Origin of the sequence: uncultured Shimia sp., from assembly GCF_947493595.1 — a bacterium.
Taxonomy (GTDB): Bacteria; Pseudomonadota; Alphaproteobacteria; order Rhodobacterales; family Rhodobacteraceae; genus Shimia.
The window spans coordinates 471,955-493,564 of sequence record NZ_CANLRL010000002.1 but is presented as its reverse complement, the minus strand read 5'-3'; the positions used below and the strand labels follow the sequence as shown (position 1 = coordinate 493,564).

At 57.8% G+C, this 21,610-nt stretch carries 16 protein-coding genes; 8 read left to right on the top strand and 8 right to left on the bottom strand.

The window, feature by feature from the left end:
* Positions 1–2 precede the first annotated feature (2 nt).
* The 6 genes from mtgA to Q0955_RS07870 all read right to left on the bottom strand — a co-directional run bounded on the left by mtgA (position 3) and on the right by Q0955_RS07870 (position 8,716).
* Positions 3–758, bottom strand: a complete 756-nt coding sequence (mtgA, locus tag Q0955_RS07895) for a monofunctional biosynthetic peptidoglycan transglycosylase (protein ID WP_299422715.1) — start codon at positions 756–758, stop codon at positions 3–5.
* Positions 759–814: 56 nt separating this feature from the next.
* Entirely contained in the window at positions 815–1,180 is a 366-nt protein-coding gene (locus tag Q0955_RS07890) for a DUF4189 domain-containing protein (protein WP_299422712.1), read from the bottom strand.
* Between the two features lie 187 nt (positions 1,181–1,367).
* Complete coding sequence (gene gltB / locus Q0955_RS07885; protein WP_299422709.1) at positions 1,368–5,906, bottom strand: glutamate synthase large subunit; 4,539 nt, start codon at positions 5,904–5,906, stop codon at positions 1,368–1,370.
* Positions 5,893–6,684, bottom strand: a complete 792-nt coding sequence (locus Q0955_RS07880) for an alpha/beta hydrolase (RefSeq protein ID WP_299422707.1) — start codon at positions 6,682–6,684, stop codon at positions 5,893–5,895. Before Q0955_RS07880 ends, gltB begins: the two co-directional genes overlap by 14 nt.
* Before the next feature lie 15 nt (positions 6,685–6,699).
* Complete coding sequence (locus Q0955_RS07875) at positions 6,700–7,158, bottom strand: GFA family protein (RefSeq protein ID WP_299422704.1); 459 nt, start codon at positions 7,156–7,158, stop codon at positions 6,700–6,702.
* A gap of 121 nt (positions 7,159–7,279) precedes the next feature.
* Positions 7,280–8,716: an NAD(P)-dependent oxidoreductase gene (locus Q0955_RS07870; protein WP_299422701.1), complete on the bottom strand. Its 1,437-nt coding sequence runs from the start codon at positions 8,714–8,716 to the stop codon at positions 7,280–7,282.
* 221 nt (positions 8,717–8,937) lie between these two features.
* On the opposite strand from Q0955_RS07870, the gene Q0955_RS07865 reads away from it, so the two are divergent.
* Positions 8,938–9,741: an undecaprenyl-diphosphate phosphatase gene (locus tag Q0955_RS07865; RefSeq protein ID WP_299422698.1), complete on the top strand. Its 804-nt coding sequence runs from the start codon at positions 8,938–8,940 to the stop codon at positions 9,739–9,741.
* Positions 9,742–9,799: 58 nt separating this feature from the next.
* Here the strand turns inward: Q0955_RS07865 and rpsT are convergent, their stop codons facing one another.
* Both rpsT and Q0955_RS07855 read right to left on the bottom strand, forming a co-directional pair.
* The gene (gene rpsT / locus Q0955_RS07860; protein ID WP_299422696.1) at positions 9,800–10,063 is read right to left on the bottom strand and encodes a 30S ribosomal protein S20; all 264 of its coding nucleotides are present in this window, start codon (positions 10,061–10,063) and stop codon (positions 9,800–9,802) included.
* A gap of 173 nt (positions 10,064–10,236) precedes the next feature.
* Entirely contained in the window at positions 10,237–13,527 is a 3,291-nt protein-coding gene (locus Q0955_RS07855) for a response regulator (protein WP_299422693.1), read from the bottom strand.
* Positions 13,528–13,878: 351 nt separating this feature from the next.
* Between Q0955_RS07855 and Q0955_RS07850 the strand changes: the two genes are divergently transcribed.
* The 7 genes from Q0955_RS07850 (at position 13,879) to Q0955_RS07820 (ending at position 21,608) form a co-directional block, all read left to right on the top strand.
* On the top strand, positions 13,879–15,534 hold the full coding sequence (locus Q0955_RS07850) for an ABC transporter substrate-binding protein (protein WP_299422690.1): 1,656 nt from the start codon (positions 13,879–13,881) through the stop codon (positions 15,532–15,534).
* A gap of 83 nt (positions 15,535–15,617) precedes the next feature.
* The gene (locus Q0955_RS07845) at positions 15,618–16,595 is read left to right on the top strand and encodes an ABC transporter permease (RefSeq protein ID WP_299422688.1); all 978 of its coding nucleotides are present in this window, start codon (positions 15,618–15,620) and stop codon (positions 16,593–16,595) included.
* Entirely contained in the window at positions 16,595–17,503 is a 909-nt protein-coding gene (locus Q0955_RS07840) for an ABC transporter permease (protein ID WP_299422685.1), read from the top strand. The genes Q0955_RS07845 and Q0955_RS07840 overlap by 1 nt, the downstream gene beginning before the upstream one ends.
* Positions 17,500–18,312 carry an ABC transporter ATP-binding protein gene (locus tag Q0955_RS07835; RefSeq protein WP_299422682.1) on the top strand — a complete coding sequence of 271 codons (813 nt, stop codon included), beginning with the start codon at positions 17,500–17,502 and terminating at the stop codon, positions 18,310–18,312. The genes Q0955_RS07840 and Q0955_RS07835 overlap by 4 nt, the downstream gene beginning before the upstream one ends.
* A complete protein-coding gene (locus tag Q0955_RS07830) occupies positions 18,302–19,231 on the top strand; it encodes an ATP-binding cassette domain-containing protein (RefSeq protein ID WP_299422679.1) in 930 nt (309 codons plus the stop codon). The genes Q0955_RS07835 and Q0955_RS07830 overlap by 11 nt, the downstream gene beginning before the upstream one ends.
* Positions 19,224–19,679 carry a GNAT family N-acetyltransferase gene (locus Q0955_RS07825; RefSeq protein WP_299422677.1) on the top strand — a complete coding sequence of 152 codons (456 nt, stop codon included), beginning with the start codon at positions 19,224–19,226 and terminating at the stop codon, positions 19,677–19,679. Before Q0955_RS07830 ends, Q0955_RS07825 begins: the two co-directional genes overlap by 8 nt.
* Positions 19,680–19,724: 45 nt before the next feature.
* A complete protein-coding gene (locus tag Q0955_RS07820; RefSeq protein WP_299422674.1) occupies positions 19,725–21,608 on the top strand; it encodes a beta-N-acetylhexosaminidase in 1,884 nt (627 codons plus the stop codon).
* Positions 21,609–21,610 lie beyond the last annotated feature (2 nt).

Sequence of the window (21,610 nt, the reverse complement as noted above, 5' to 3'; positions counted from 1 at the left end):
TTTCAATCCGCAAAACACGCCGCACGCGACTCTCCGCGTATCGTGGCCGCGCCGTCGAGAATGGCCGAAGACCGTCGTCTGAGCGACGCCGAGGGCTTACTGGCGGAGCGTTCTTTGGGGTTTGGCAAGACCGCAGCCAATCGCGCCGCCTGCACCGGGGTCAAATCTTCCGGCCCAACCCCAAAGTAATGCCGCGCCGCCGCCTCCACGCCAAACACACCTTCGTCAAATTCGGCCACGTTCAGATAGACTTCCAAAATGCGCCGCTTGCTCCAGGTCATTTCCACCAACGGCGTCATCAGCGTTTCCAGCGCCTTGCGCGGCCAACTGCGCCCTTGCCAGAAATAGACGTTTTTCACGGTCTGTTGGCTGATTGTGCTCGCGCCCCGGCCTGCGCCTTCGGCAATCGCGTCACGAATGGCCTCAACATCAAACCCCCAATGCAGGCAGAAGTTGGCATCTTCCGCCGCCACCACAGAGCGCCGCATCACTGGGGCAATCTGCTCTAAAGGCACCCACTGATAATCCACCTGACCAAGCCGGCGTTTTTCGCCCACCATGGTCCAGGTGAAAGGTGGATTGATCACGATGAATATCAGGATCGAGAAGATAAACAGCGACACCGCCCACATCAAAACCCGCCGCCACCAATAACGCAGCCGCACCCACTGCCGCTTAAACACGCCAGCTTTCGCAGCCTCGGCTGTCTTCTTGGTGCCCTTTGTCTTGGGCTTTGGTTTGGCTGCTTTCTTGGCCATGTCCCTGCCATCGTCTTTGGCAAAGGGAGTAGAGCCTCACCGCGCGTAGCGCAAGCCTACGGCGAGCAAGCCCAAGCCTTCACAGCACAGCCATCGCCATATTGCGCACAATAGGCCAATGCCGAATATTCCGCACTTTCCCGTGTGCCACCAGTGCCAAAGCCCCAATTGCCCGCAGGCGCCTTCGCAATCGCGCCACAGGTGTTGTAGAAGGTGTGCACGTTGTCACAATTGCCTTTGCACTCACTCTGTAAGGCATTGATCGCGTTCTGCTCAGAATAGTGGCTATGGGCCCAACCCCACGCACCATTGTCTCCAATGGCCACCGCCCCCCAGCAATAAGCGTAACCACACTGCCCGGCAAAAGCCGTTTGAGCGGCAAAAAAACTTACGGCAACCAGCACCGCAACACGCATTGTCATGAATCTCTTCCTTTGCAAACCGTCTGCGCTGTCACGTTCTGCAAAGCTTATCAGACAAAACCGCGCTGACCAAAGCAAACGGCGGTTAAAATTCAGTTTCTGGTTGAAATACCACGCCCCGCATACGCCATTAAAAAACCCCGCCAGTTTGCACTAGCGGGGGTCGTTTTCTGTCTCTAGTCCAGCCTTATTCGGCCGGAACCGCGGCGCTGTCGTGGCTCAGCGGATGTGGGATATGCACCAGCATCTCCTTTGGGCAGACCTGCAAGAAGTTGGCTTTCTCAACGTCCCAGTGTTGCAGGATATCGCGCGCTTTCACCGATCCGGTCTCGGCCACATGGCGCTCGATCATGCCTTTCAGCTGATCTTCCCAATGCTGCACGGTCACCGGACAGGTCACCAGCGTTTCCATGTTCATCACCCCTTCGGCCTTGCCCTCAGGATCGTAAAGATAGGCCATGCCACCGGTCATACCCGCGCCAAAGTTGGCACCGATGTCACCCAGGATCACCGCCAGACCACCGGTCATATATTCACACCCACAGGCACCACAGCCCTCGATCACAACCTTTGCACCAGAGTTCCGCACCGCAAAGCGCTCGCCGGCACGACCTGCCGCAAACAAGTAACCATCAGTGGCCCCATAAAGCACGGTGTTGCCGATGATGGTGTTCTCCGCTGCCGAAAGCGGGCTCGCCATGGGTGGGCGTACCACAACGGTACCCCCAGACAGACCTTTGCCGACGTAGTCGTTGGCATCGCCAGACACTTCGATCTTCAAACCCGGCGCCGCAAAGGCCCCCAACGACTGACCCGCAGAACCGGTCAACTTGACGGTCAGGTGATCGTCCTGAAGCGCGTTGCGCATACCGAAGTTGCGCACGATGTGGCTCGAGGTCCGCGTGCCCACGGTCCGGTGCGTGTTCTGCACCGCATAGCTGAGCTGCATCTTCTCGCCATCTTCCAAGAAGCGCGCCGCATCCCGTACAATTTCCGCATCCAGCGTGTCAGGCACGAAGTTGCGGTCTTTGTCGCGGTTGTAGACGATGTCATGCGCCCCATCGACGGTGATCAGCAGCGGGTTCAGGTCCAGATCGTCAAGGTGAGCAGAGCCACGCGACACCTGCGCCAGCAGGTCCGCACGACCAATCACCTCATCCAGAGACTTCGCACCAATAGAGGCGAGGATTTCCCGGACTTCCTGCGCGTAGAAAGTGATCAGGTTCACCACCTTGTCCGCGGATCCGGTGTACTTCTTGCGCAGATCTTCGTCCTGCGTACACACGCCCACGGGGCAGGTGTTGGACTGACACTGACGCACCATGATACAGCCCATCGCGATCAGCGCGGCAGTACCGATGCCGTATTCCTCGGCACCCATCATCGCCGCCATCACAATGTCACGCCCCGTGCGCAGACCACCATCGGTCCGCAGGGTGACGCGTTCGCGCAGGTTGTTCATCGCCAGCACTTGGTGTGCCTCGGTCAGGCCCATCTCCCACGGCAGGCCACAGTATTTGATCGAGGTCGCGGGCGACGCACCAGTACCACCGTTGTGGCCGGAGATCAGGATGATGTCAGCTTTCGCTTTCGCCACACCGGCCGCAATGGTGCCAACGCCCGAAGACGCCACCAGCTTCACCGTCACCTTACAGCGCGGGTTGATCTGCTTCAGGTCATAGATCAGCTGCGCAAGGTCTTCGATCGAGTAGATATCGTGGTGCGGCGGCGGCGAAATCAGGGTCACACCTTTGGTGGAGTGCCGCAGACGCGCAATCAGGTCGGTGACCTTCATACCCGGCAGCTGGCCGCCCTCACCGGGCTTCGCGCCCTGTGCCACCTTGATTTCCAGCTCTTCACACTGGTTCAGGTATTCGGCGGTCACGCCAAAACGACCCGACGCCACCTGCTTGATCTTTGCCGATGGGTTGTCGCCGTTTGGCTCCGGCACGAAGTGTGCCGGATCTTCGCCACCTTCACCGGAGTCAGACTTTGCACCAATCCGGTTCATCGCCACGTTCAACGTTTTGTGCGCCTCAGGCGACAGCGCGCCCAAAGACATGCCCGGCGTCACAAAGCGTTTGCGGATCGCGGTGATGCTTTCCACTTCCTCAATTGGAATGGCTTCGCCCAGCGGTTTGATGTTCAGCAGGTCGCGCAGATGGATCGGCGGATTGGCCTGCATCTTCGCAGAATACTGCTTCCACATCTCATAAGACGCACGATCACAGGCCGCTTGCATCATATGCATGGTCTGTGCACCCCAAGCGTGGGTCTCGCCAGACTTACGTGCCTTGTAGAAGCCGCCAATCGGCAGCACATCAGTGCCCGATTTGAAGCCTTTGGCGTGCACCTCTTCGACCTTGTGCTGAATGCCGCTGACACCAATGCCGGAAATCCGGCTGGTCATACCCGGGAAGTACTCGGCACACATCGCACGGGACAGGCCCACAGCCTCGAAGTTCAGACCACCACGATAGGAGGAAATCACCGAAATCCCCATCTTCGCCATGATCTTCAGCAGACCTTGGTCAATTGCCTCACGATAGCGCGCCATGTTTTCAGTCAGCGTGCCATCCGCTAGACCGCGTTCAATGCGATCCGCCAGCGTGTCCTCGGCCAGATAGGCGTTCACCACGGTGGCACCGGAGCCAATCAGCACGGCAAAATAATGTGGATCGATACATTCCGCAGAGCGCACGTTCAGGCTTGAGAAGGTCCGCAGACCCTTGCGTGTCAGATGGCTGTGCACCGCGCTGGTCGCCAGGATCATCGGCATCGCAACCTTGTCCACACCCTGCGCCTGATCGGTCAGCACAATGTGGCCCGCACCAGAGCGCACCGCGTCTTCGGCTTCCGCCCGGATACGCTCCAAACCGGCCTGCAACGCGCCATCACCACCAGCTGAGTCGAAAGTACAGTCGATGGCCACGACCGTATCATCAAACGCCTCGAGCATGCGTTCAAACTGGGCGTTTGCCACAAATGGGCTCTCCAGTACCGCAATCTCGGTCTGGCTGCCATCTTCGCTCAGCACGTTCTTCAGATTGCCAAACCGCGTCTTCAGCGACATCACGCGGTATTCCCGCAGCGAGTCGATCGGTGGGTTGGTCACCTGGGAGAAGTTCTGACGGAAGAAGTGGCTCAGCGGACGGTACATCTTCGACAGCACCGCGCTTGGTGTGTCATCGCCCATCGAGGCCAGTGCCTCTTTGCCATCCTCGGCCATTGGCGCAAGGATCTGTTCAACCTCTTCCATGGAATAGCCGGCCGCGATCTGACGCTGACGCAGCTCTTCGCCGGTGTATGTCGCGGTTTCTTCCACGCTGGCCAACTCGTCGCCCAGGTCGCGGATTTTGCCAACCCACTCACCAAACGGACGCGCACCCGCCAGCTTATCTTTGATCTCTGTGTCGTGGTAGAGCTTGCCCTCTTTCATATCCACGGCCAGCAACTGACCCGGCCCCAACGCGCCTTTTTCCACCACGGTGGCTTCATCAATCGGCACCATGCCCGCTTCCGAGCCCGCAATCAGCAGCCCATCCCCGGTCACAACATAGCGCATCGGGCGCAGACCGTTGCGGTCCAGACCAGCACATACCCAACGGCCATCGGTCATCGCCAGCGCGGCTGGGCCGTCCCACGGCTCCATCACGGAGTTGCAGTAGGAATACATGTCGCGCCACGCCTGCGGCAACTCCACCGCCTGCTTGGACCAGCTTTCCGGCACCAGCATGGTTTTTGCCATGGGTGCAGAACGGCCCGCACGCACCAGAACCTCAAACACTCCGTCCAGCGCCGCAGAGTCAGACGCCCCACCCGGCACAATTGGCTTGATGTCTTCGGCGTAGTCGCCAAAGGACGCAGACGCCATGCGGATCTCATGGCTCTTCATCCAGTTCAGGTTGCCTTTCAGCGTGTTGATCTCACCATTGTGCGCCAACATGCGGAACGGCTGCGCCAACCACCACTGCGGGAAGGTGTTGGTGGAGTAGCGCTGGTGATACAGCGCAAACGCCGATTCAAAACGCTCGTCCAACAGGTCCGGGTAAAACACCGCCACCTGCTCCGCCAGCATCATGCCTTTGTAGATGATCGAGCGGCAAGACAACGACGCAATGTAGAGCTCAGTGATGTTCGCCGCCAAAGCCGCTTTCTCAATCCGACGACGTATCACATAAAGCTCGCGCTCAAACGTGTCCTCATCCACACCCTTGGAATTGGAGATCAGGATCTGCTCAATCTCAGGACGGGTTGCGTTGGCTTTCTCGCCCAGACAGGTCACATCCACCGGCACATGACGCCAGCCGTAGATGCGATAGCCCATTTTCAGAACTTCGGTTTCCACAATTGTCCGGCAGCTTTCCTGCGCGCCGTGATCGGTGCGTGGCAAAAACACCTGCCCCACCGCAATCAGCTCGTCTTTGTTCGGCTCATGGCCGGTGCGCTCAATCTGGTCATAGAAAAAGCTTACTGGGATCTGCACGTGAATGCCTGCACCGTCGCCGGTCTTACCATCCGCATCCACCGCACCCCGGTGCCAAATCGCCTTCAGCGCGGTGATACCGGCCTCAACAACCTTGCGGCTTGGCTTGCCGTCCACGGACACCACAAGCCCAACGCCACAGGAGGAGTGCTCTTCGCTTTCCTCATACAGGCCATTTTCGGCCATGAATGTGCGTTTGGCTTCTTCGGCCCCGACCCAGTTTTCATCATACTTTGTCATTGACGGTCTCCTGTCCCAGAGTTGTGGGGTAGCTTGGCGCCACTTGCTCCGCCTGTGGCAGGTCTTCCCTGCGCACCACGGTGAAATGGCCTTCCAACAGTTTGCGCACCTGGCGCGTTTTCATATCCATGGCCCGCTCCAACAGCAGGCGCATGATGTCGAGTTTCTTCAACGCCTTCACCAGATCGTGGGACTCGCCCCGCAGGATGAAATGGTTGAAGGTTTTGGGCGCTTGCGGGAAGCGGGCCCAGTGAATGCGTTCTTCCGGCATATCGCCGTGCAGCACGACATAGCGTGTGCCATCTTGCGGCGCGGGCACCTGGCGGAAACGATAGGTCGGGAAGCGGCGGCGCCACTTCTGCCAACGGGTTTCTTCCGGCACCACTTTGGGATGCATTGAGAATTGCGGAGACAGCGCCACAACGGTGTCGACGCGGGTCAGCGTCGGCAACACAAGCGCCATAAAGCCGCCCATGCTGTTGCCAATCGCAACCACCTCGTCAATGGCTTCGCGTGCCACCACCGTCTCTATCTCCTTCACTATCGCCTCGGGCAAGACCGGGCTGTTCATCCATGTTCTGGCCCGCTCTGTGACCAGGATCACGTGGTTCTCTCCGCCCTGCGACGCGGTCCCCACAAATTCAAACGGCGGCATCTCGTTGGGCTTTGTGCCTACCCCGCCAAGCGTGACCACCAACCGGTTGCCGGTGCCGCGCATGTAAGCCACCTCGTGGTCTTCGGTCGCGATCCGCATTTGAATATCGACTCGTTGATCCATTTGACGGCAGTTCCCTCAGTTGGTCCCGAGGTCGCTAAACAATGCCACACACTGTGCGCGCGTCATTTCCTTGCGACCCTCGCCGGAAAAACCAAATGTGTCGGGCTTCTGATCAATGAAGATCTCGCTCTTCACCTCAAACCCATTTGGATCGTCAAACAGCCCCACCGGAATCTCCGTACCGCCAGCCCACTCATTGTCTGCCGTCACGCGGTAAAACAGGTTGGTGCCACATTTGCTGCACCAGGCCCGCTCGGCCCATTCAGAACTCTGAAGCCGGGTGATGTGCTCAGCACCGTCCCACTTGATCGAGTCGGTTGGCACTGTGACGCCCATCAGTGCGACACCGGTCCATCGGCGGCATTGTTCGCAATGACAGATGCCCGCCTGCGCCGGCACTTTCTCGGACTCAAACCGCACCGCGCCACACAGGCATGCGCCGGTCTTGGTCGATGTGGTTTCAGTCGTCGTCATTGGGTCAACACCTCTGTCACGTTAACATCTGGCCGCTTTGTTTCGCACAGTCGCAAAACAGCCGTGATACCGACGCAATACCGACGTCCCTTTTTGGGGCCCGTATTGCGCCGATTAACACTTATTCCGCGGCGATTGCCGGGGTTGCGCCCAGCTTTTCCAAGATCGCATCGGCACAGTCGCGGCCGTCTTTGATCGCCCACACCACAAGGCTCGCACCGCGCACGATGTCACCCACGGCGTACACGCCCTCAAGATCAGTTGCACCGGTTGTGAATTGCGCCTTCACAGTGCCCCAGCGGGTCACTTCCAGCTCCGGCTGATCCCACAGGGTTGGCAAATCTTCCGGCTCAAAGCCCAGCGCCTTGATCACCAGATCCGCGTCTTCAACATAGTCGGCACCCTCGATCACTTCCGGGCTCTGACGACCGGAGGCATCTGGCTGACCCAAGCGCATCTTCTGCACCATCACGCCTTCAACAGTGTCACCGCCGGTGAAGCCTTTGGGTGCGGAAAGCCACACAAATTCAACGCCTTCCTCCTCGGCATTCTGTGTTTCCCGCTGAGACCCTGGCATGTTGGCTTTGTCACGGCGATACAAACATTTCACGCTCTCGGCACCCTGACGGATCGCCGTACGCACACAGTCCATCGCGGTGTCACCACCACCAATCACAACAACCTTTTTGCCTTCGGCATAAAGCTCGCCGCTTTCGATCTCTGGCACGGTGTCGCCAAAGTTTTCACGGTTGGAGGCGGTCAGATAGTCAATCGCTTTCACGATGCCTTTGGCACCAGCGCCGGGTCCGCCAAGGTCGCGGCTTTTGTAAACGCCGGTTGCAATGATCACTGCCTCATGTGCGTCGCGGATCTCCTGGAAGGTGATGTCTTCACCCACATTGCAGTTCAGCTTAAAGGTCACACCGCCATCTTCCAGCAGCTTGTTGCGGCGCATAACGACATCTTTTTCCAACTTAAATCCGGGAATACCGTAGGTCAGCAAACCACCGGCGCGATCATAGCGATCATAAATGGTGACTTGCAGGCCCGCGCGGCGCAAACGGTCCGCTGCCGCCAAACCACCAGGGCCAGCCCCAATGATGCCAACGCTTTCGCTGCGTTCTTGCACAGGCGTGATGGCCTTCACCCAGCCTTTGTCCCAAGCGGTGTCGGTGATGTATTTCTCAACCGAGCCAATGGTCACGGTGCCGTGGCCAGATTGTTCGATCACACAGTTGCCTTCACACAGACGGTCCTGCGGGCAGATACGGCCACAGATTTCCGGGAAGGTGTTGGTGGCTTGGCTGACAGCATAAGCTTCTTCCAGACGGCCGGTCGCGGTGAGGCGCAGCCAGTCTGGGATATTGTTGTGCAGCGGGCAGTGGCTTTGGCAATAGGGCACGCCACATTGGCTACACCGACTCGCCTGCTCTTCTGCTTTCGCCTGAGCGAACTCCGCATAGATTTCGTCGAAATCTTCCTTGCGTACAGTGGCGCCACGCTTCTCCGGCATGTCACGATCCACGGTCACAAATTTCAGCATAGGTTGCTTAGCCACGTCAGCTGCCTCCTGATTAAATCCAGTTCGCAGTGTTTAGATAATCTTCACCGGATATAAAAGTCAAACATTCTGACCTATATTTCAGTTTTTTGACAAATAGCGCGCCACAATTGCAAAAAATGGATCATTTCTTGGTCCGAATCGGACCTATATTCTGTATTTCCCTTGAATCATTGAGCATTTATACGTGAGTCGCTCAACCAGGGATCCCACCGCAAATGGCACTTTTTCATATTTTTCTGGTGGCGATCCTTCAGGGTCTCACCGAATTTCTGCCAGTTAGCTCCTCAGGGCACCTGATTCTTCTGTCCAAGGTGACCCCTCTGCCGGACCAAGGACTCGCCATTGATGTCGCCGCACATGTCGGCACGCTGGGCGCAGTGATCCTCTACTTCTGGAGCGACACAAAGAGTGCCTTCACCGGATTGCCCCGCATGCTCACAGGCCGTATCGACACCCCGGGAGCACGGCTTGCCTTCCTACTGACCATGGCAACCATCCCCGTCATCGTTGCGGGCTTCCTGCTTAAAATCACTGGTCTGAACGACGCCATGCGCTCGGTCGCCGTGATTGGCTGGGCCATGATCCTGTTTGGCATTTTGCTGTGGTGGATGGACCAACGCGGTCCGCAAACCAAAACCGAGGGCGACTGGTCTCTCAAAGACGCCGTGAAAATGGGCTTTTGGCAAGCCCTCGCGCTGATCCCCGGAACCTCACGCTCCGGCATCACCATCACCGGCGCCCGCCACCTCGGATATACCCGCAAAGATGCGGCAAAACTGGCTATGTTGATGTCGATTCCAACCATCATCGCCAGCGGTGCTCTGCTCTCACTGGATGTCATCAAAGAAGCCAATATGGATCTGGCCAAAGACGCCGCCATCGCCGCTGCCTTTTCCTTCTTTGCCGCCCTCTTGGCGCTGGCGCTGATGATGCGCTTGCTGCGCTCGGTCAGCTTCACACCTTATGTGATCTACCGCATCCTTCTTGGGGTCGCCTTACTCTTCATCGCCTACAGCTGAGCACAAAAAAACGCCACTGAAACAGCGGCGTTTTTCCGAAACGATTGTGAAGAGCGGCTTACGCCAGCGCTTTCACCCGTGCAGTCAGGCGGGACATTTTCCGCGCTGCAGTGTTCTTGTGGTAAACACCCTTGGTCACACCGCGCATCAGCTGAGGCTGAGCGGCACGCAGAGCTGCGGTTGCCGCGTCTTTATCACCGGATTCGATGGCTTCTTCCACCTTGCGGATGAAGGTACGGATACGGGAACGACGGGCTTTGTTAACTTCGAGACGACGCTCGTTCTGACGGGCGCGTTTTTTTGCCTGGGGCGAATTTGCCATGATCTGAGACCTTTTGGTTCGGTACGGTTAAATGCGTGCTACGTCCCGAACGGGCTCTCTTGTTCAGAGAATCAGATCAAGCCAAAGCGGGCTGCACGCGCATGTATGGCGGCGGTGTATAGAGATTTTGCAGAGAAACGCAATCCCCCTCCGCCGATGCGTGCTTCCAAACGTCAGTCCCGCTGGTCAATCAATGCCCGGAACTCTTCCAACCGCTTTTCAAGCACCTCAAAGCGCACGCCAATATCCCCGCCAGACGTGCCACGCTCCTTAAGCGCCAACACAAACTTCACCGTCTTCAAAACATCCCGCCACCGAGGATTGTCCGGCAGCGTCTCTATCAGCAAATACTTATCAAGCGTGCGAGTCTGCAATGAGGTCTTATCGAGGTTCACCCGCCAAATACCGCTGGCCTCGGCAAAATCAATCTTACTTTTCCCAGTGGCAGCCCCCCAGATCTCCAGAGAGTCCGACATCAGTGCCACAATGGTTTCCCGATATCTATCTCCGGCCGAACAGCCTCCTGCTTCCTCTTCATTTTGCGACATAAGAGACGGCAAAGACGTGTCCACAACATCACGTAAAGAATTCACAAACTGCGCTTTTGGGGTTGGTCCTGGTGTGAACAGCACGGCCCGCCCCCCTCCGGCTTCCGGAAGCATCGCAAACAGGCTGACCTGATGTGCGCGCCCACGCTGCATCACCTCAATATGGATCGGCTCATCCTCAACTTCGGTTTGCTCCAACGGCGCCAGGATATCTTCTGGCAAAACGTCTTTTAGCCGGCTCTTATTAACGGTCACGGGCTTGTCCAAAACCTTCTGACCCGCCTCATTCGCATAGGTAATCAAGCCGCGCGCATTCACACAAATCAGACCATCGTCCAACGTATCAAGCAACTGCGCCATCCGCCGCTGCGACAATCGCAAAGCATCCTCAATCTGAATACGGCGCTCAATCTCTTCTTTGAGTTCACGGTTCTCTGCGGCCGAGCTTCGGGCCCGGCTGGCCTCCAACAGAGTGCGAATTCGACTGAGCAACTCGTCTTTGGCAAACGGCTTCACCACATAATCATTTGCGCCCGCGTCAAACCCGGCCAACATGTCACTGGTGCGGCCGCGCGCCGTCAGCAATATAATGGGCAACTCATGTAAGCGGTGCCGCCGGCGCAAATCTCGCGCCACATCCAAACCACTCAAACCGGTCATCATCACATCCAACACAATCAAGTCCGGCCGTTTCTCCGCGACACATCGCAACGCCTCCGATCCGTTATGGGCCGTGATGACCCGATACCCCTGAGGCACCAGTAGATTTTGCAACACCTGCAAATTGATCGGCTCGTCATCCACCGCAAGGATCAATGGAGACCCTTCCGGCGCGGCAATGCCCGCTTGTTCCATGTCCGGGCGCGGCACGGCCGCCGCTGCAAATTCGGCTGGCAAGAGGTCTTCTGGCAACGAAATTGGCATCTGGTCTGTCACCGGCAAAAGCACACGGAATTCAGCCCCGTCTCCCTGAGTGCTGGATACCTCGATGCTGCCGGACATCAAATTCGCCAGGTGCCGCGCAATGGTCAGACCAAGCCCGGTTCCCGTGGCTTGACCGGACCCATCCGGCGTCAACTGCTCTAGCGGATGGAAAATGCGCTCCATACTGTCTTCCGCAATGCCCGGTCCGTGATCACGGATGGACACAACCATCTGATCGTTACCGGCCACCTGCGCGGTAATTTCCACATCACTGCCAGCCCCGTATTTCACCGCATTGGACAGGAGGTTGAACAGAATTTGTTCAAATCGCACCGGGTCCGCGTATACCGCAGGCAAATCCTCCGGAAGATCAATGTGAAATTTAGCAAGATCCACCTGGAAGGTTGGCTGCAACAGCTGCACAACGCTATGGGCCGCTTGCGACACGTCGACCGGCTGCAGATCCAAGCGCATCCTCCCCTCACGAATGCGGTAAATATCCAGAAGATCGTCCACCAAGCGTGACAAGCGCCGCGCGCTGAACGTAATCAACCGCAACTGACTGGCCTGTGCGGGCAACATGTCCCCCATTGCGCCACCTTCAAGCGTTTCCAGAATGCCAATGATGCCGTTCAACGGTGTGCGCAGTTCATGGGAGGTATTGGCCAAAAACCGATCTTTCATGCGATCGGCTTCTTCCAATTCGGCGTTCTTCTCACCGATCTCTCTTAGTTTCTCTTGGAGCTCATCATTTTTGTCCCGAATGAGATCAAGCTGATCGCGCAACGCACGCCGCATTTGGTTCACTGCCCGCGACAGGCGCGCATATTCTACCGGGCGGTCATATTCCGGCAGTGCGTCGTTCAGACTGCCTGTTGCAACCGCACTGGCTGCTTCTGACATACGTCGCACCGGCCGTGTGATGGCACTGGAAAAGACAAAAGATAAAAACGACAACCCAACCGCCGCTGCCGCTCCAATCACCAGCAAGGTCTCCCGCAACCGATCACTATTCTGAAACGCCGCATCCCTGCTGGTTTCGGCAACCACTGTCCATTGCGGAAACGGCTCGTCCAAGATGCGCCAAGCTGAGAGAGACGCCCCACCAGACAACCCTGCCTCCAAGACCGCCACACCTTCCGGACTTTTCATTTGTTTCGGCATACGCACAGGCTCACCGGCAACCGGCGCTCCATTAGAGGCAATCACAATGCCGCCAGACGACAGAACAGACAGCTCCGCTTCGCTCTCCGTCACCAATCCCTCAAGACTATTTGGAGGTATGCGCAGAATCATTGCCCCCTTGTGACTGCCATGCAGCCGCACAGGGACAGCCAAATAAGCCGCGAGTTCGCCAGTAATGGCATCCACAGCAAAGTCCTGAAATACAGGGCCAAATTCTTCACCAGACGTTACTTTGAAATAGGCCTGCCCTAATCCAATGACACGCTGATTGAGTGGCCGCCCCAAATAGGCGTCCTTGTGAACGGAATAGACAACCTGTCCGTGCCGATCTGCCAGATAGAGATTGTCAAACTCGGCCTCCCGCAGAAAATCCAGAAAGTCAGCATGAAACCTTCGATGCGTATTGGAGTACTCCAGTGCCTCGCGCAACAGCCTGTCTTCTGCTTCACCATCAGATCGGCCGCCACTGGCACTATCCACGCCGAAGATATTGCGCAACTGCGCGCCAGCTTCCTCCGGGCTGCCATCCATCTGTCGAAGCGCATGGCTGAACCCGTAAAACTCCCCTACTGAGTAGCGCACGTTGGCCGATTGCGCGAGGTTCTCTGCCTGCCGACTGGCATAGGTCATATACTGCGCGATCTCACTCGCCTTGGCATCCCGCGCAAAGGCAACCTTTTCAAAAGTTTCCGTTGTGATGGTTTGATTGACCAGCCGATAAAACACCAAACCGCCAAGTGCCAATGGCAACACAGACGCAAGCAGAAAGGTGACAAGCAGGCGCGCGCGAATTCCCTGTAGAGGCACATTAACTCCGAATTTTCTGGTTTTGCTGCGCGCAATCCTGCGGTCAGATACAATGCGAAACAAGGGGCGAAGTTGTAATATGGCAAGAAATATTTGACAGACAAATAGCCTAACACTCTGAAAGCGCATGATTTTTAATCTCCCCAAACACACCTACACACAGGTTTTGACGATTTTTCCGATTTTTCTGGTGCCATTCCCAGCGGTGCGAGGATTTCAATGCGCAACATCCGTGGCGTTTGATGAGGAGATCAAATGCAACCATGATTTGTATTACTGCCGCTCGAAACCATGCGGCATCAGGCGGATAAACATGAGGCGGGACACCCCGCCCGCACAGGGAGAGACAAAATGAAATTTAAGGCTACCGCCGGGCTCTTGGCTTCGGTTGCCCTCTGGACAACAACCGCTCAAGCCGAAGAAACCGTGCTGACCGCGCTTCCGGATCAAGTCACGGCATGGGTGGAAAACTTCAACCCATTTAACCAGACCACCGCAGCCCCGTCCGTCATGCATTTCATGTATGAGCCGCTGATCATCTTCAACGCATTGGATGGCGGTAAGCCGATCTTCCGTCTGGCAACCGCTTTTGACTACGCCGATGACCTTGGCTCGATCACGGTGACCCTGCGCGACGGCGTGAAATGGTCGGACGGTGAAGCCTTCACCGCCGATGACGTGATGAAATCCTTCGACCTGGCCCTGAGCAACCCGGCTCTGGACAGCGTTGGCATGGCACAAATGCTATCTGGCGTTGAAAAACTTGACGACAAAACCGTGCGCTTCAACCTTGCCACGCCTTCCAGTCAAGCGATGTACCAAATCGTGCGGGTGCCAATTGTGCCTGAGCACGTCTGGAGCGGCGTTGATGATCCCGTGACCTTCACCAACCCGAACCCGGTTGGCTCCGGTCCGCTGACCGAAATCCGCCGCTTTACCCCGCAGGAATACACACAGTGTCGCAACGACAACTACTGGGATGCCGACAGCCTGAAAGTGGACTGCATGCGCTTCCCGCAGATCGCCAACAACGATCAGGCGCTGGCCGCAGCCGCCAATGGCGAGCTGGACTGGATGGGCTCTTTCTTGCCCGACATCGACAACACCTTTGTCGCCAAGGATCCCGAACACCACAGCTACTGGCTGCCAGGTGGATCGCTCGTGGCCTTCTATATGAACTTCGAAGCGCCTGAAGCTGGCGACAAAGCCGCGTTCAACGACGTGAATTTCCGCCGCGCTGTATCCATGGCGTTTGACCGCGAAGCGATGGTGGAAATTGCCGGCTACGGCTACCCAACCATCAACCAATACCCCTCCGGTCTGGGCCGCGCCTTCCACGCTTGGAACAACGACGGGGTGGATGAGAAGTTTGGTGCTTTCACGCAGTACGATATCGAGGCCGCTAAAGCGCTTCTGGCCAAAGCTGGCTTTAAAGACATCAACGGTGACGGTTTTGTAGAATCCCCTGATGGCGAACAAATCGACCTCGAAGTCATCGTGCCAAATGGCTGGACTGACTGGGTCAATAGCTGCCAAATCGCGGTAGAAGGCTTGAATGCAGCTGGCATCAAAGCCAATGTATCGACGCCCGAAGCTGCGGTCTGGACAGAGAAGCTCATCACCGGTGAGTACGACATGGCGATCAACTCGGTGCGCGTGGGGGCAACCCCGTTCAACCAGTATCTGGACTCGCTGCACACAAACAACCAGGCCAAGTCCCGATTTGCGGCCTCGCGTTACTACAACAAAGAGCTGAGCGCGCTTCTGGATACATTCACCCAGACAAGCGACACCGAAAAGCAGATGGAAATCATGGCTGAGGTGCAGGAAATCATCGGGGAAGAGATGCCACTTGCGTATGTCTTCAACAACCCGCGCTGGTATCAGTACAACACCAAGCGTTTCACCGGTTTCTTTAACGCAGACAACCCGGTGGCCAACCCGGTGGTTCACAAGACCAACCCGGCCCGTTTGGTCCACCTGCTGAACCTGCGGCCTGCTGAATAAACCTCCCTACCTTCGGGGCCGCTCATCTGATGGGTGGCCCCGCTTTTGGTAAACACTTCCCTCCCGACAGATGGTTTGACCTGATGCGTTTTCTACTGAAGCGGCTCGGCTTCTACGGCGTGGCTTTTCTGGTGGCTGCGACCTTCAACTTTATGATCCCGCGCATGCTGCCCGGCAACCCGGCTGACATCATGCTGGCCAACTCCGGCGGCATGATTGCCCCCGAAGCCCGCGACGCGCTGATGGCAACCTTCGGCTTTATCGACGCTCCCCTGCATGAACAGTATTTTGCCTACCTTGGCTCGATCTTCACCTGGGACTTTGGTCTGTCGGTCAAATTCTACCCGATGCCAGTGGCAGATGTGTTGATGCAAGCCCTGCCCTGGACTCTGTTCCTCACCGGCTCCGCGCTGTTGATTTCCTTTTCCATCGGTACGCTTCTGGGCATTCTGGCCGCATGGCGCCGCGGACAACTCACTGATGTGATTGCCTCGCCAACCGCTTTGGCACTGCAATCCGTGCCTGCGGTGGTTGTGGCACTGTGTGGTCTCTATTTTCTTGCGGTGCAAAACCGCGTCTTTCCGACCTCTTACGCCTTCAACCCAAGTCTGGATCCGGCCTGGAGCTGGGAGTTCATCTCCTCGGTTCTCTACCATGGCTTCCTGCCGGTCGTGACCCTGAGCGTCGTATTGATTGGTGGCTACCTGATCACCATGCGCAACAACATGATTGGCCAGCTTGGCGAAGACTATCTTGCCATGGCTGAGGCCAAAGGCCTGAGCGACGCCCGCGTGCGCTACGCCTATGCCGCCCGCAACGCGCTGTTGCCCTCTGTGACCGCTCTGGCGCTTAGCTTCGGCGCACTGTTTGGCGGCTCACTTATCACCGAGGTGGTGTTCAACTACCCCGGCGTCGGCAACCTTTTGTATCTTGGCATTGTTGGGCGTGACTTCCCGCTGATCCAGGGGCAGTTGCTCATCATGACACTTGCCATGCTGCTCGCGAACCTCGCGGTAGATCTGGCCTATGTCTTCCTTGATCCCCGATTGAAGAGGGCCTGATGTCTGATCTTCTCCGCACCTTCCTACGCAACCGCAAAGCCGCCATCGGCCTAACCATTGTGCTGATCTATGTAGCGATTGCAATCTTTGCGCCCCTCATTGCACCGTTTGATCCTGTTGCCCGAGTAGGTCGACCACACCAAGCGCCGTCGGCGGAACATTGGCTCGGCACCACGCGCATGGGCCGCGATGTTTTTAGCCAGCTGATCTGGGGCACCCGCACTTCGCTTATGGTTGGTATTGTTGCTGGCCTCATTGTGACCGCCATCGGCACCGCCATCGGCATCACCGCCGCCTATTTTGGCGGTTGGGTCGACGATGTCCTGAACTTCCTAACCAATGTTGTGCTGGTTCTGCCGCAACTGCCCTTGCTGCTGGTTCTGGCTGCGTTCCTTGGTCAGGTTGGACCTTGGGCCATTGCCCTGATCATCGGCCTCACCTCCTGGGCCTGGGGCGCGCGGGTCACTCGCGCGCAAGCCATGTCGCTTAAGACCCGTGACTTCATCCAGGCCTCCGCAATGATTGGCGAGCCCACCTGGCGCATGATCCTTGTGGAGATGCTGCCCAACCTGCTGTCGATCATCGGCTTCAATTTCATTGGCTCCGTGATCTTCACCATCATCACCGAGGCCACGCTGGAATTCCTGGGGCTTGGCAGCCCGCTCGCCACCTCTTGGGGCACCATGCTTTATAACGCGCAAACCGCCTCCGCCATCATGGTGGGCGCCTGGTGGGAAATTCTGGCGCCATGCTCAGCCATTGTCCTGATTGGCATTGGTCTGTCGCTGATGAACTTTGGCGTGGATGAAATCGCCAACCCGCGCATGCGCACCCTTGGCAACGTCGCCAAAGCCCTACGCATCGAAAAACGCCTGACCCGTCAGCGCATGCAGGAGGCCAACCAATGAGTGCCCTTCTTTCTGTCAAAGACCTGCGCATAGATTACCTGACCAGCGGGGAGCCTTTCACCGCCGTGCGCGACATCTCTTTTGAGATCCAGCTCAATGAAATCCTAGGCCTCGCCGGGGAGTCGGGCTGTGGCAAGAGCACAGTCGCTTATGCTCTCATGCGTCTGCACAAGCCGCCCGCGTTGGTCCGCAATGGCCACATCCTGTTTGAAGGCCGCGATGTGCTCTCCTTTTGCGACAAAGAGCTGCGTGCCTGGCGCTGGTCCGAAGTCTCCATGGTGTTCCAAAGCGCGATGAACTCGCTCAGTCCGGTGATGACCATCTTCCGGCAGTTCTACGACATGCTGCGCGCTCAAAGCACGGTGACCAAAGCACAGGCGCAGGAGCGTACCGCGCAGATGCTTGAGATGGTCGGCATCCCCGCCGATCGTATGCACGCCCACCCGCACCAGCTCTCCGGCGGCATGCGCCAGCGGGTTGCTCTGGCTTTGGCGCTCACGCTCAAACCCAAGCTGATCATCATGGACGAGCCAACCACCGCACTGGATGTGGTGGTGCAGCGCGAAATCTTGCAGGAGGTGCTGCGCCTGAAAGATGAACTCGGCTTCTCCGTGCTGTTCATCACCCACGACATTGCCCTGATGGCCCAGATTTCGGACCGCATCGGCATCATGCGAGAAGGCAAGATTGTCGAGATAGGCACCGCCTCGCAAATCGTCACTGCACCAAAGCACGACTACACCCGCAGTATATGGGATGCGATGCCGTTGCTTGCCCAGCGCCCGGAGGGAATGGCCCATGCCGTCTGACACCCCTATCCTCAGCCTCGACAATCTGAGCAAGACCTTCGCCGTGCGCCCGGTCTTTGGCCGCGCCTCGGTGGTGGACGCGCTGCGCAATGTGTCACTCGACCTCCTGCCGGGCCGCGCCCTTGCGTTGGTCGGCGAAAGTGGCTCCGGCAAGAGCACCGTTGGCAAAATGATCGTCGGCGTGCACAGCCCCACCTCGGGTCGCATCCTGTTTGAAGGTCAGGACATCGCTGCGATGACATCCAAGGCGGATCAAATGCGCTATCGCCAGGCGGTGCAAATGGTCTTCCAGGACCCTTTTTCCGCGCTTAACCCGGCGCACACCATCCGTCACCACCTGCTGCGTGCATTGGCTTTGCATCAGCCGGAAACCGACCCAGACGCCGCGCTGCGGTCTATTCTGGAAGATGTGGAACTGGACCCGGTCTCCACCCCGGACAAATTCCCCCACGAACTTTCCGGCGGTCAACGTCAACGCGTGAACTTCGCCCGCGCTTTGGCAGTGAAAGCCCGGTTGATCGTGGCGGATGAGCCGACCTCAATGTTGGATGTATCAATCCGCAAATCCGTTCTGGGTCTAATGCAGCGTCTCAAATCTGAATACGGCCTGTCGATCCTCTACATCACTCATGACATCGCCACCGCCGAATACCTGGCAGAAGACACCGCCGTGATGTTCCGTGGCCAAGTAGTGGAAAAAGGACCAACCTCTCAGGTGGTTGGCAATCCGCAACACGGCTACACCAAACTTCTGCGGGCGGCGGTGCCGGACCCCGCCTTGCGTCTGACAGGCGGCGATGCGGGCTTTGCCGCCCAAGCCAAATTTGTGCGCGAGACAAGTGCACACCCTGTCAGCGCCTTGCGCGAGATCAGCCCCGGCCATGTCATTGCCGAACATGCGGTTCCGGCCCATGCCTGATCTTCTGGTGCCACTCTACAGTCTCCCGCCGGAGCCTCCTCTACCCGAAGGTATCAGCCTGCGCCCGGCGCTGCCGTTTGAATCCCATGTGCTGTTGGCCTTTGTCGCCAGGCATTTTGGCGCCAAATGGGTGGACGAATGCACCGTGGCGCTAGCCGCTCGGCCTGCCCGCGTTCTGGTCGCCACCGAAGGATCAACCCTGCTCGGTTTTGCCTGCTACGACGTCACCTGTCGTGGTTTCTTTGGCCCCACGGGGGTGGCGCCTGAAGCACGCGGCCAAGGCCTCGGCAAAGCCCTCCTGCTGGCCGCATTGCACCGCTTGCGCGCAGATGGCTTTACCTACGGCGTGATCGGCCAGGCCGGACCGGTCGCGTTCTACAAACAAAACTGCGGTGCCGTTGAGATCCCCGGCTCCGAACAAGGCGTCTTTGCCAACGCTCTTGCATGACCTCTTTGACACTGCCTTAGTCATCCAACCAACAGGACGATAGAAATGCACTTCCACCTCGACAGCCTCTGGCACGCAGAAGACGGCGCCATGGAATTTGCTCTAACCAATTGCAGCGATGTTGCCGTGACCAAACCCGGTCTGGTCTATACCACCCTTGTGCGCACCCTGCGCCCGTCGCGCTGCACCGGTGCGACGCTCTTGCGGCGGCAAGCCAACTTTCACGAATACACCTCGGAAGACGGCTATGTGCTGAACCCTGGGGAAACCTGGCGCTTCACCGAGCAAAGCCTCACCCGCCCGGCGCAGCACTCCAACGAAGGTCCGAAATCAGCAGGCGTGGTGCTTGAGGACGGCACGCTCGTGCCTGTTTTTGCCAGCGAGTTGCAGGCGCCCACCGCCCTTGGCAGAGCCACGCCAACGGAAAACGCAGCCTTGTCCTGCGGAGTGCTTCCACAACCCAATCAGGTCGAAGTGAGCCATTGGTGTGCCAACGCTCCCATGCACTACGCCGTGGCGCAGCGCGACCTTGCAACCATTCAGGCGGTATCACACGTAGCCGACCTCACCCGTCGCCTCTATCCTTTGACGCCGGTGCCTTTTGTTCTGACAGCAAAAGGCGACGTTCCGCAGCTCCAGATCACACCCGACGCGTCACTTGCGGATGAGGCTTACCGGATCACTTGGACGGAAGGCCAACCAACGCTGCAGCACAGTACAAATCAAGGTCTGCTCTATGGCCTCATCACATTGGCACAAACCCTGACCAACGCCTATCAGGATGCCACCAAATACGGCGTGCCGTTCACCGGCGACATCTCCGATGCTCCCCGCCACGAATGGCGCGGTGCGCATCTCGACGTCTCACGCCAGATCTATCCGATGGAGCAAGTGCTGCGCTACGTGGACATCATGGCTTGGCACAAGATGAACCGCTTTCATTGGCACCTGACCGATGACGAAGGCTGGCGACTGGAAATCAAGGCTTACCCGCAACTCACCAAAGTCGCAGCATTCACCGGCATGGACCTGCCTGTTCTGCCGCAACTTGGTGCCGATGTTGCCGGGCAAGGTGGTTTCTACAGCCAAGACGATGCGCGCCATGTGGTGGCCCATGCCGCCACGCTGGGTGTCGAGGTGATGCCGGAAATCGACGTGCCGGGCCACTGCGCCTGCGTGCTTGGCGCGCTGCCGGAGCTGGTCGATTCTGAGGAGCCGGAAAGCTACTGGTCGGTGCAAGGCTACGCCAACAACGCGCTCAACCCAGCCATTGAGGGCTCCTACACTTTTGCCACCAAAGTGCTCGAAGAAGTGTTGGACATTTTTCCATTTGAGGTGGTGCACATTGGCGGTGACGAAGTCGCCGAAGACGCCTGGATGCAGTCGCCCAAAGCCCAAGCCATGATGCGCGAGACCGGCCTCAAAGGCACCCATGAACTTCAAGCCTATTTCCTGCGTCAAATTCAGGACTTCCTCGCAGATCGAGGCCGCAAATTGGGTGGTTGGGAAGAGGTTGCCCATGGCGGCGGTCTGGACCCGGAAAAAAGCCTGCTCTTCGCATGGACCACTGTGGAAAAAACCGCAGAACTGGCCAACGATGGCTACGATGTGGTCAGTACGCCGGGACAGGCCTACTACCTCGACATGGCGCTGTCCGATGCTTGGTACGCGCCGGGCGCCAGCTGGGCGGGGTTCACCCCATTGGACAAAACCTATGCCTTTGAAGCGGACAACGGCGACGCCGCGCTTCAGGGACGTCTCAAGGGGGTTCAAGGCTGCATGTGGAGCGAACACCTCACCACGTTGGAGCGCCGCAACCACATGATTTACCCGCGCCTGAACGCGATTGCCGAAGCGGGATGGAGCGACGCGGAAAACAAATCCTTTGAGCGTTTCGCCGCACTGGCGGAGTTGATGCCACGCCTTTAACA

What these genes read in the sequence shown, in the direction of transcription:
- Q0955_RS07820 (WP_299422674.1), top strand. Translation starts at nt 19,725, where the DNA reads ATGCACTTCCACCTCGACAGCCTCTGGCACGCAGAAGACGGCGCCATG.
- Q0955_RS07835 (WP_299422682.1), top strand. Translation starts at nt 17,500, where the DNA reads ATGAGTGCCCTTCTTTCTGTCAAAGACCTGCGCATAGATTACCTGACC.
- Q0955_RS07840 (WP_299422685.1), top strand. Translation starts at nt 16,595, where the DNA reads ATGTCTGATCTTCTCCGCACCTTCCTACGCAACCGCAAAGCCGCCATC.
- Q0955_RS07825 (WP_299422677.1), top strand. Translation starts at nt 19,224, where the DNA reads ATGCCTGATCTTCTGGTGCCACTCTACAGTCTCCCGCCGGAGCCTCCT.
- Q0955_RS07830 (WP_299422679.1), top strand. Translation starts at nt 18,302, where the DNA reads ATGCCGTCTGACACCCCTATCCTCAGCCTCGACAATCTGAGCAAGACC.
- Q0955_RS07865 (WP_299422698.1), top strand. Translation starts at nt 8,938, where the DNA reads ATGGCACTTTTTCATATTTTTCTGGTGGCGATCCTTCAGGGTCTCACC.
- Q0955_RS07890 (WP_299422712.1), bottom strand. Translation starts at nt 1,180, where the DNA reads ATGACAATGCGTGTTGCGGTGCTGGTTGCCGTAAGTTTTTTTGCCGCT.
- Q0955_RS07845 (WP_299422688.1), top strand. Translation starts at nt 15,618, where the DNA reads ATGCGTTTTCTACTGAAGCGGCTCGGCTTCTACGGCGTGGCTTTTCTG.
- Q0955_RS07880 (WP_299422707.1), bottom strand. Translation starts at nt 6,684, where the DNA reads ATGGATCAACGAGTCGATATTCAAATGCGGATCGCGACCGAAGACCAC.
- Q0955_RS07875 (WP_299422704.1), bottom strand. Translation starts at nt 7,158, where the DNA reads ATGACGACGACTGAAACCACATCGACCAAGACCGGCGCATGCCTGTGT.
- Q0955_RS07850 (WP_299422690.1), top strand. Translation starts at nt 13,879, where the DNA reads ATGAAATTTAAGGCTACCGCCGGGCTCTTGGCTTCGGTTGCCCTCTGG.
- mtgA (WP_299422715.1), bottom strand. Translation starts at nt 758, where the DNA reads ATGGCCAAGAAAGCAGCCAAACCAAAGCCCAAGACAAAGGGCACCAAG.
- gltB (WP_299422709.1), bottom strand. Translation starts at nt 5,906, where the DNA reads ATGACAAAGTATGATGAAAACTGGGTCGGGGCCGAAGAAGCCAAACGC.
- rpsT (WP_299422696.1), bottom strand. Translation starts at nt 10,063, where the DNA reads ATGGCAAATTCGCCCCAGGCAAAAAAACGCGCCCGTCAGAACGAGCGT.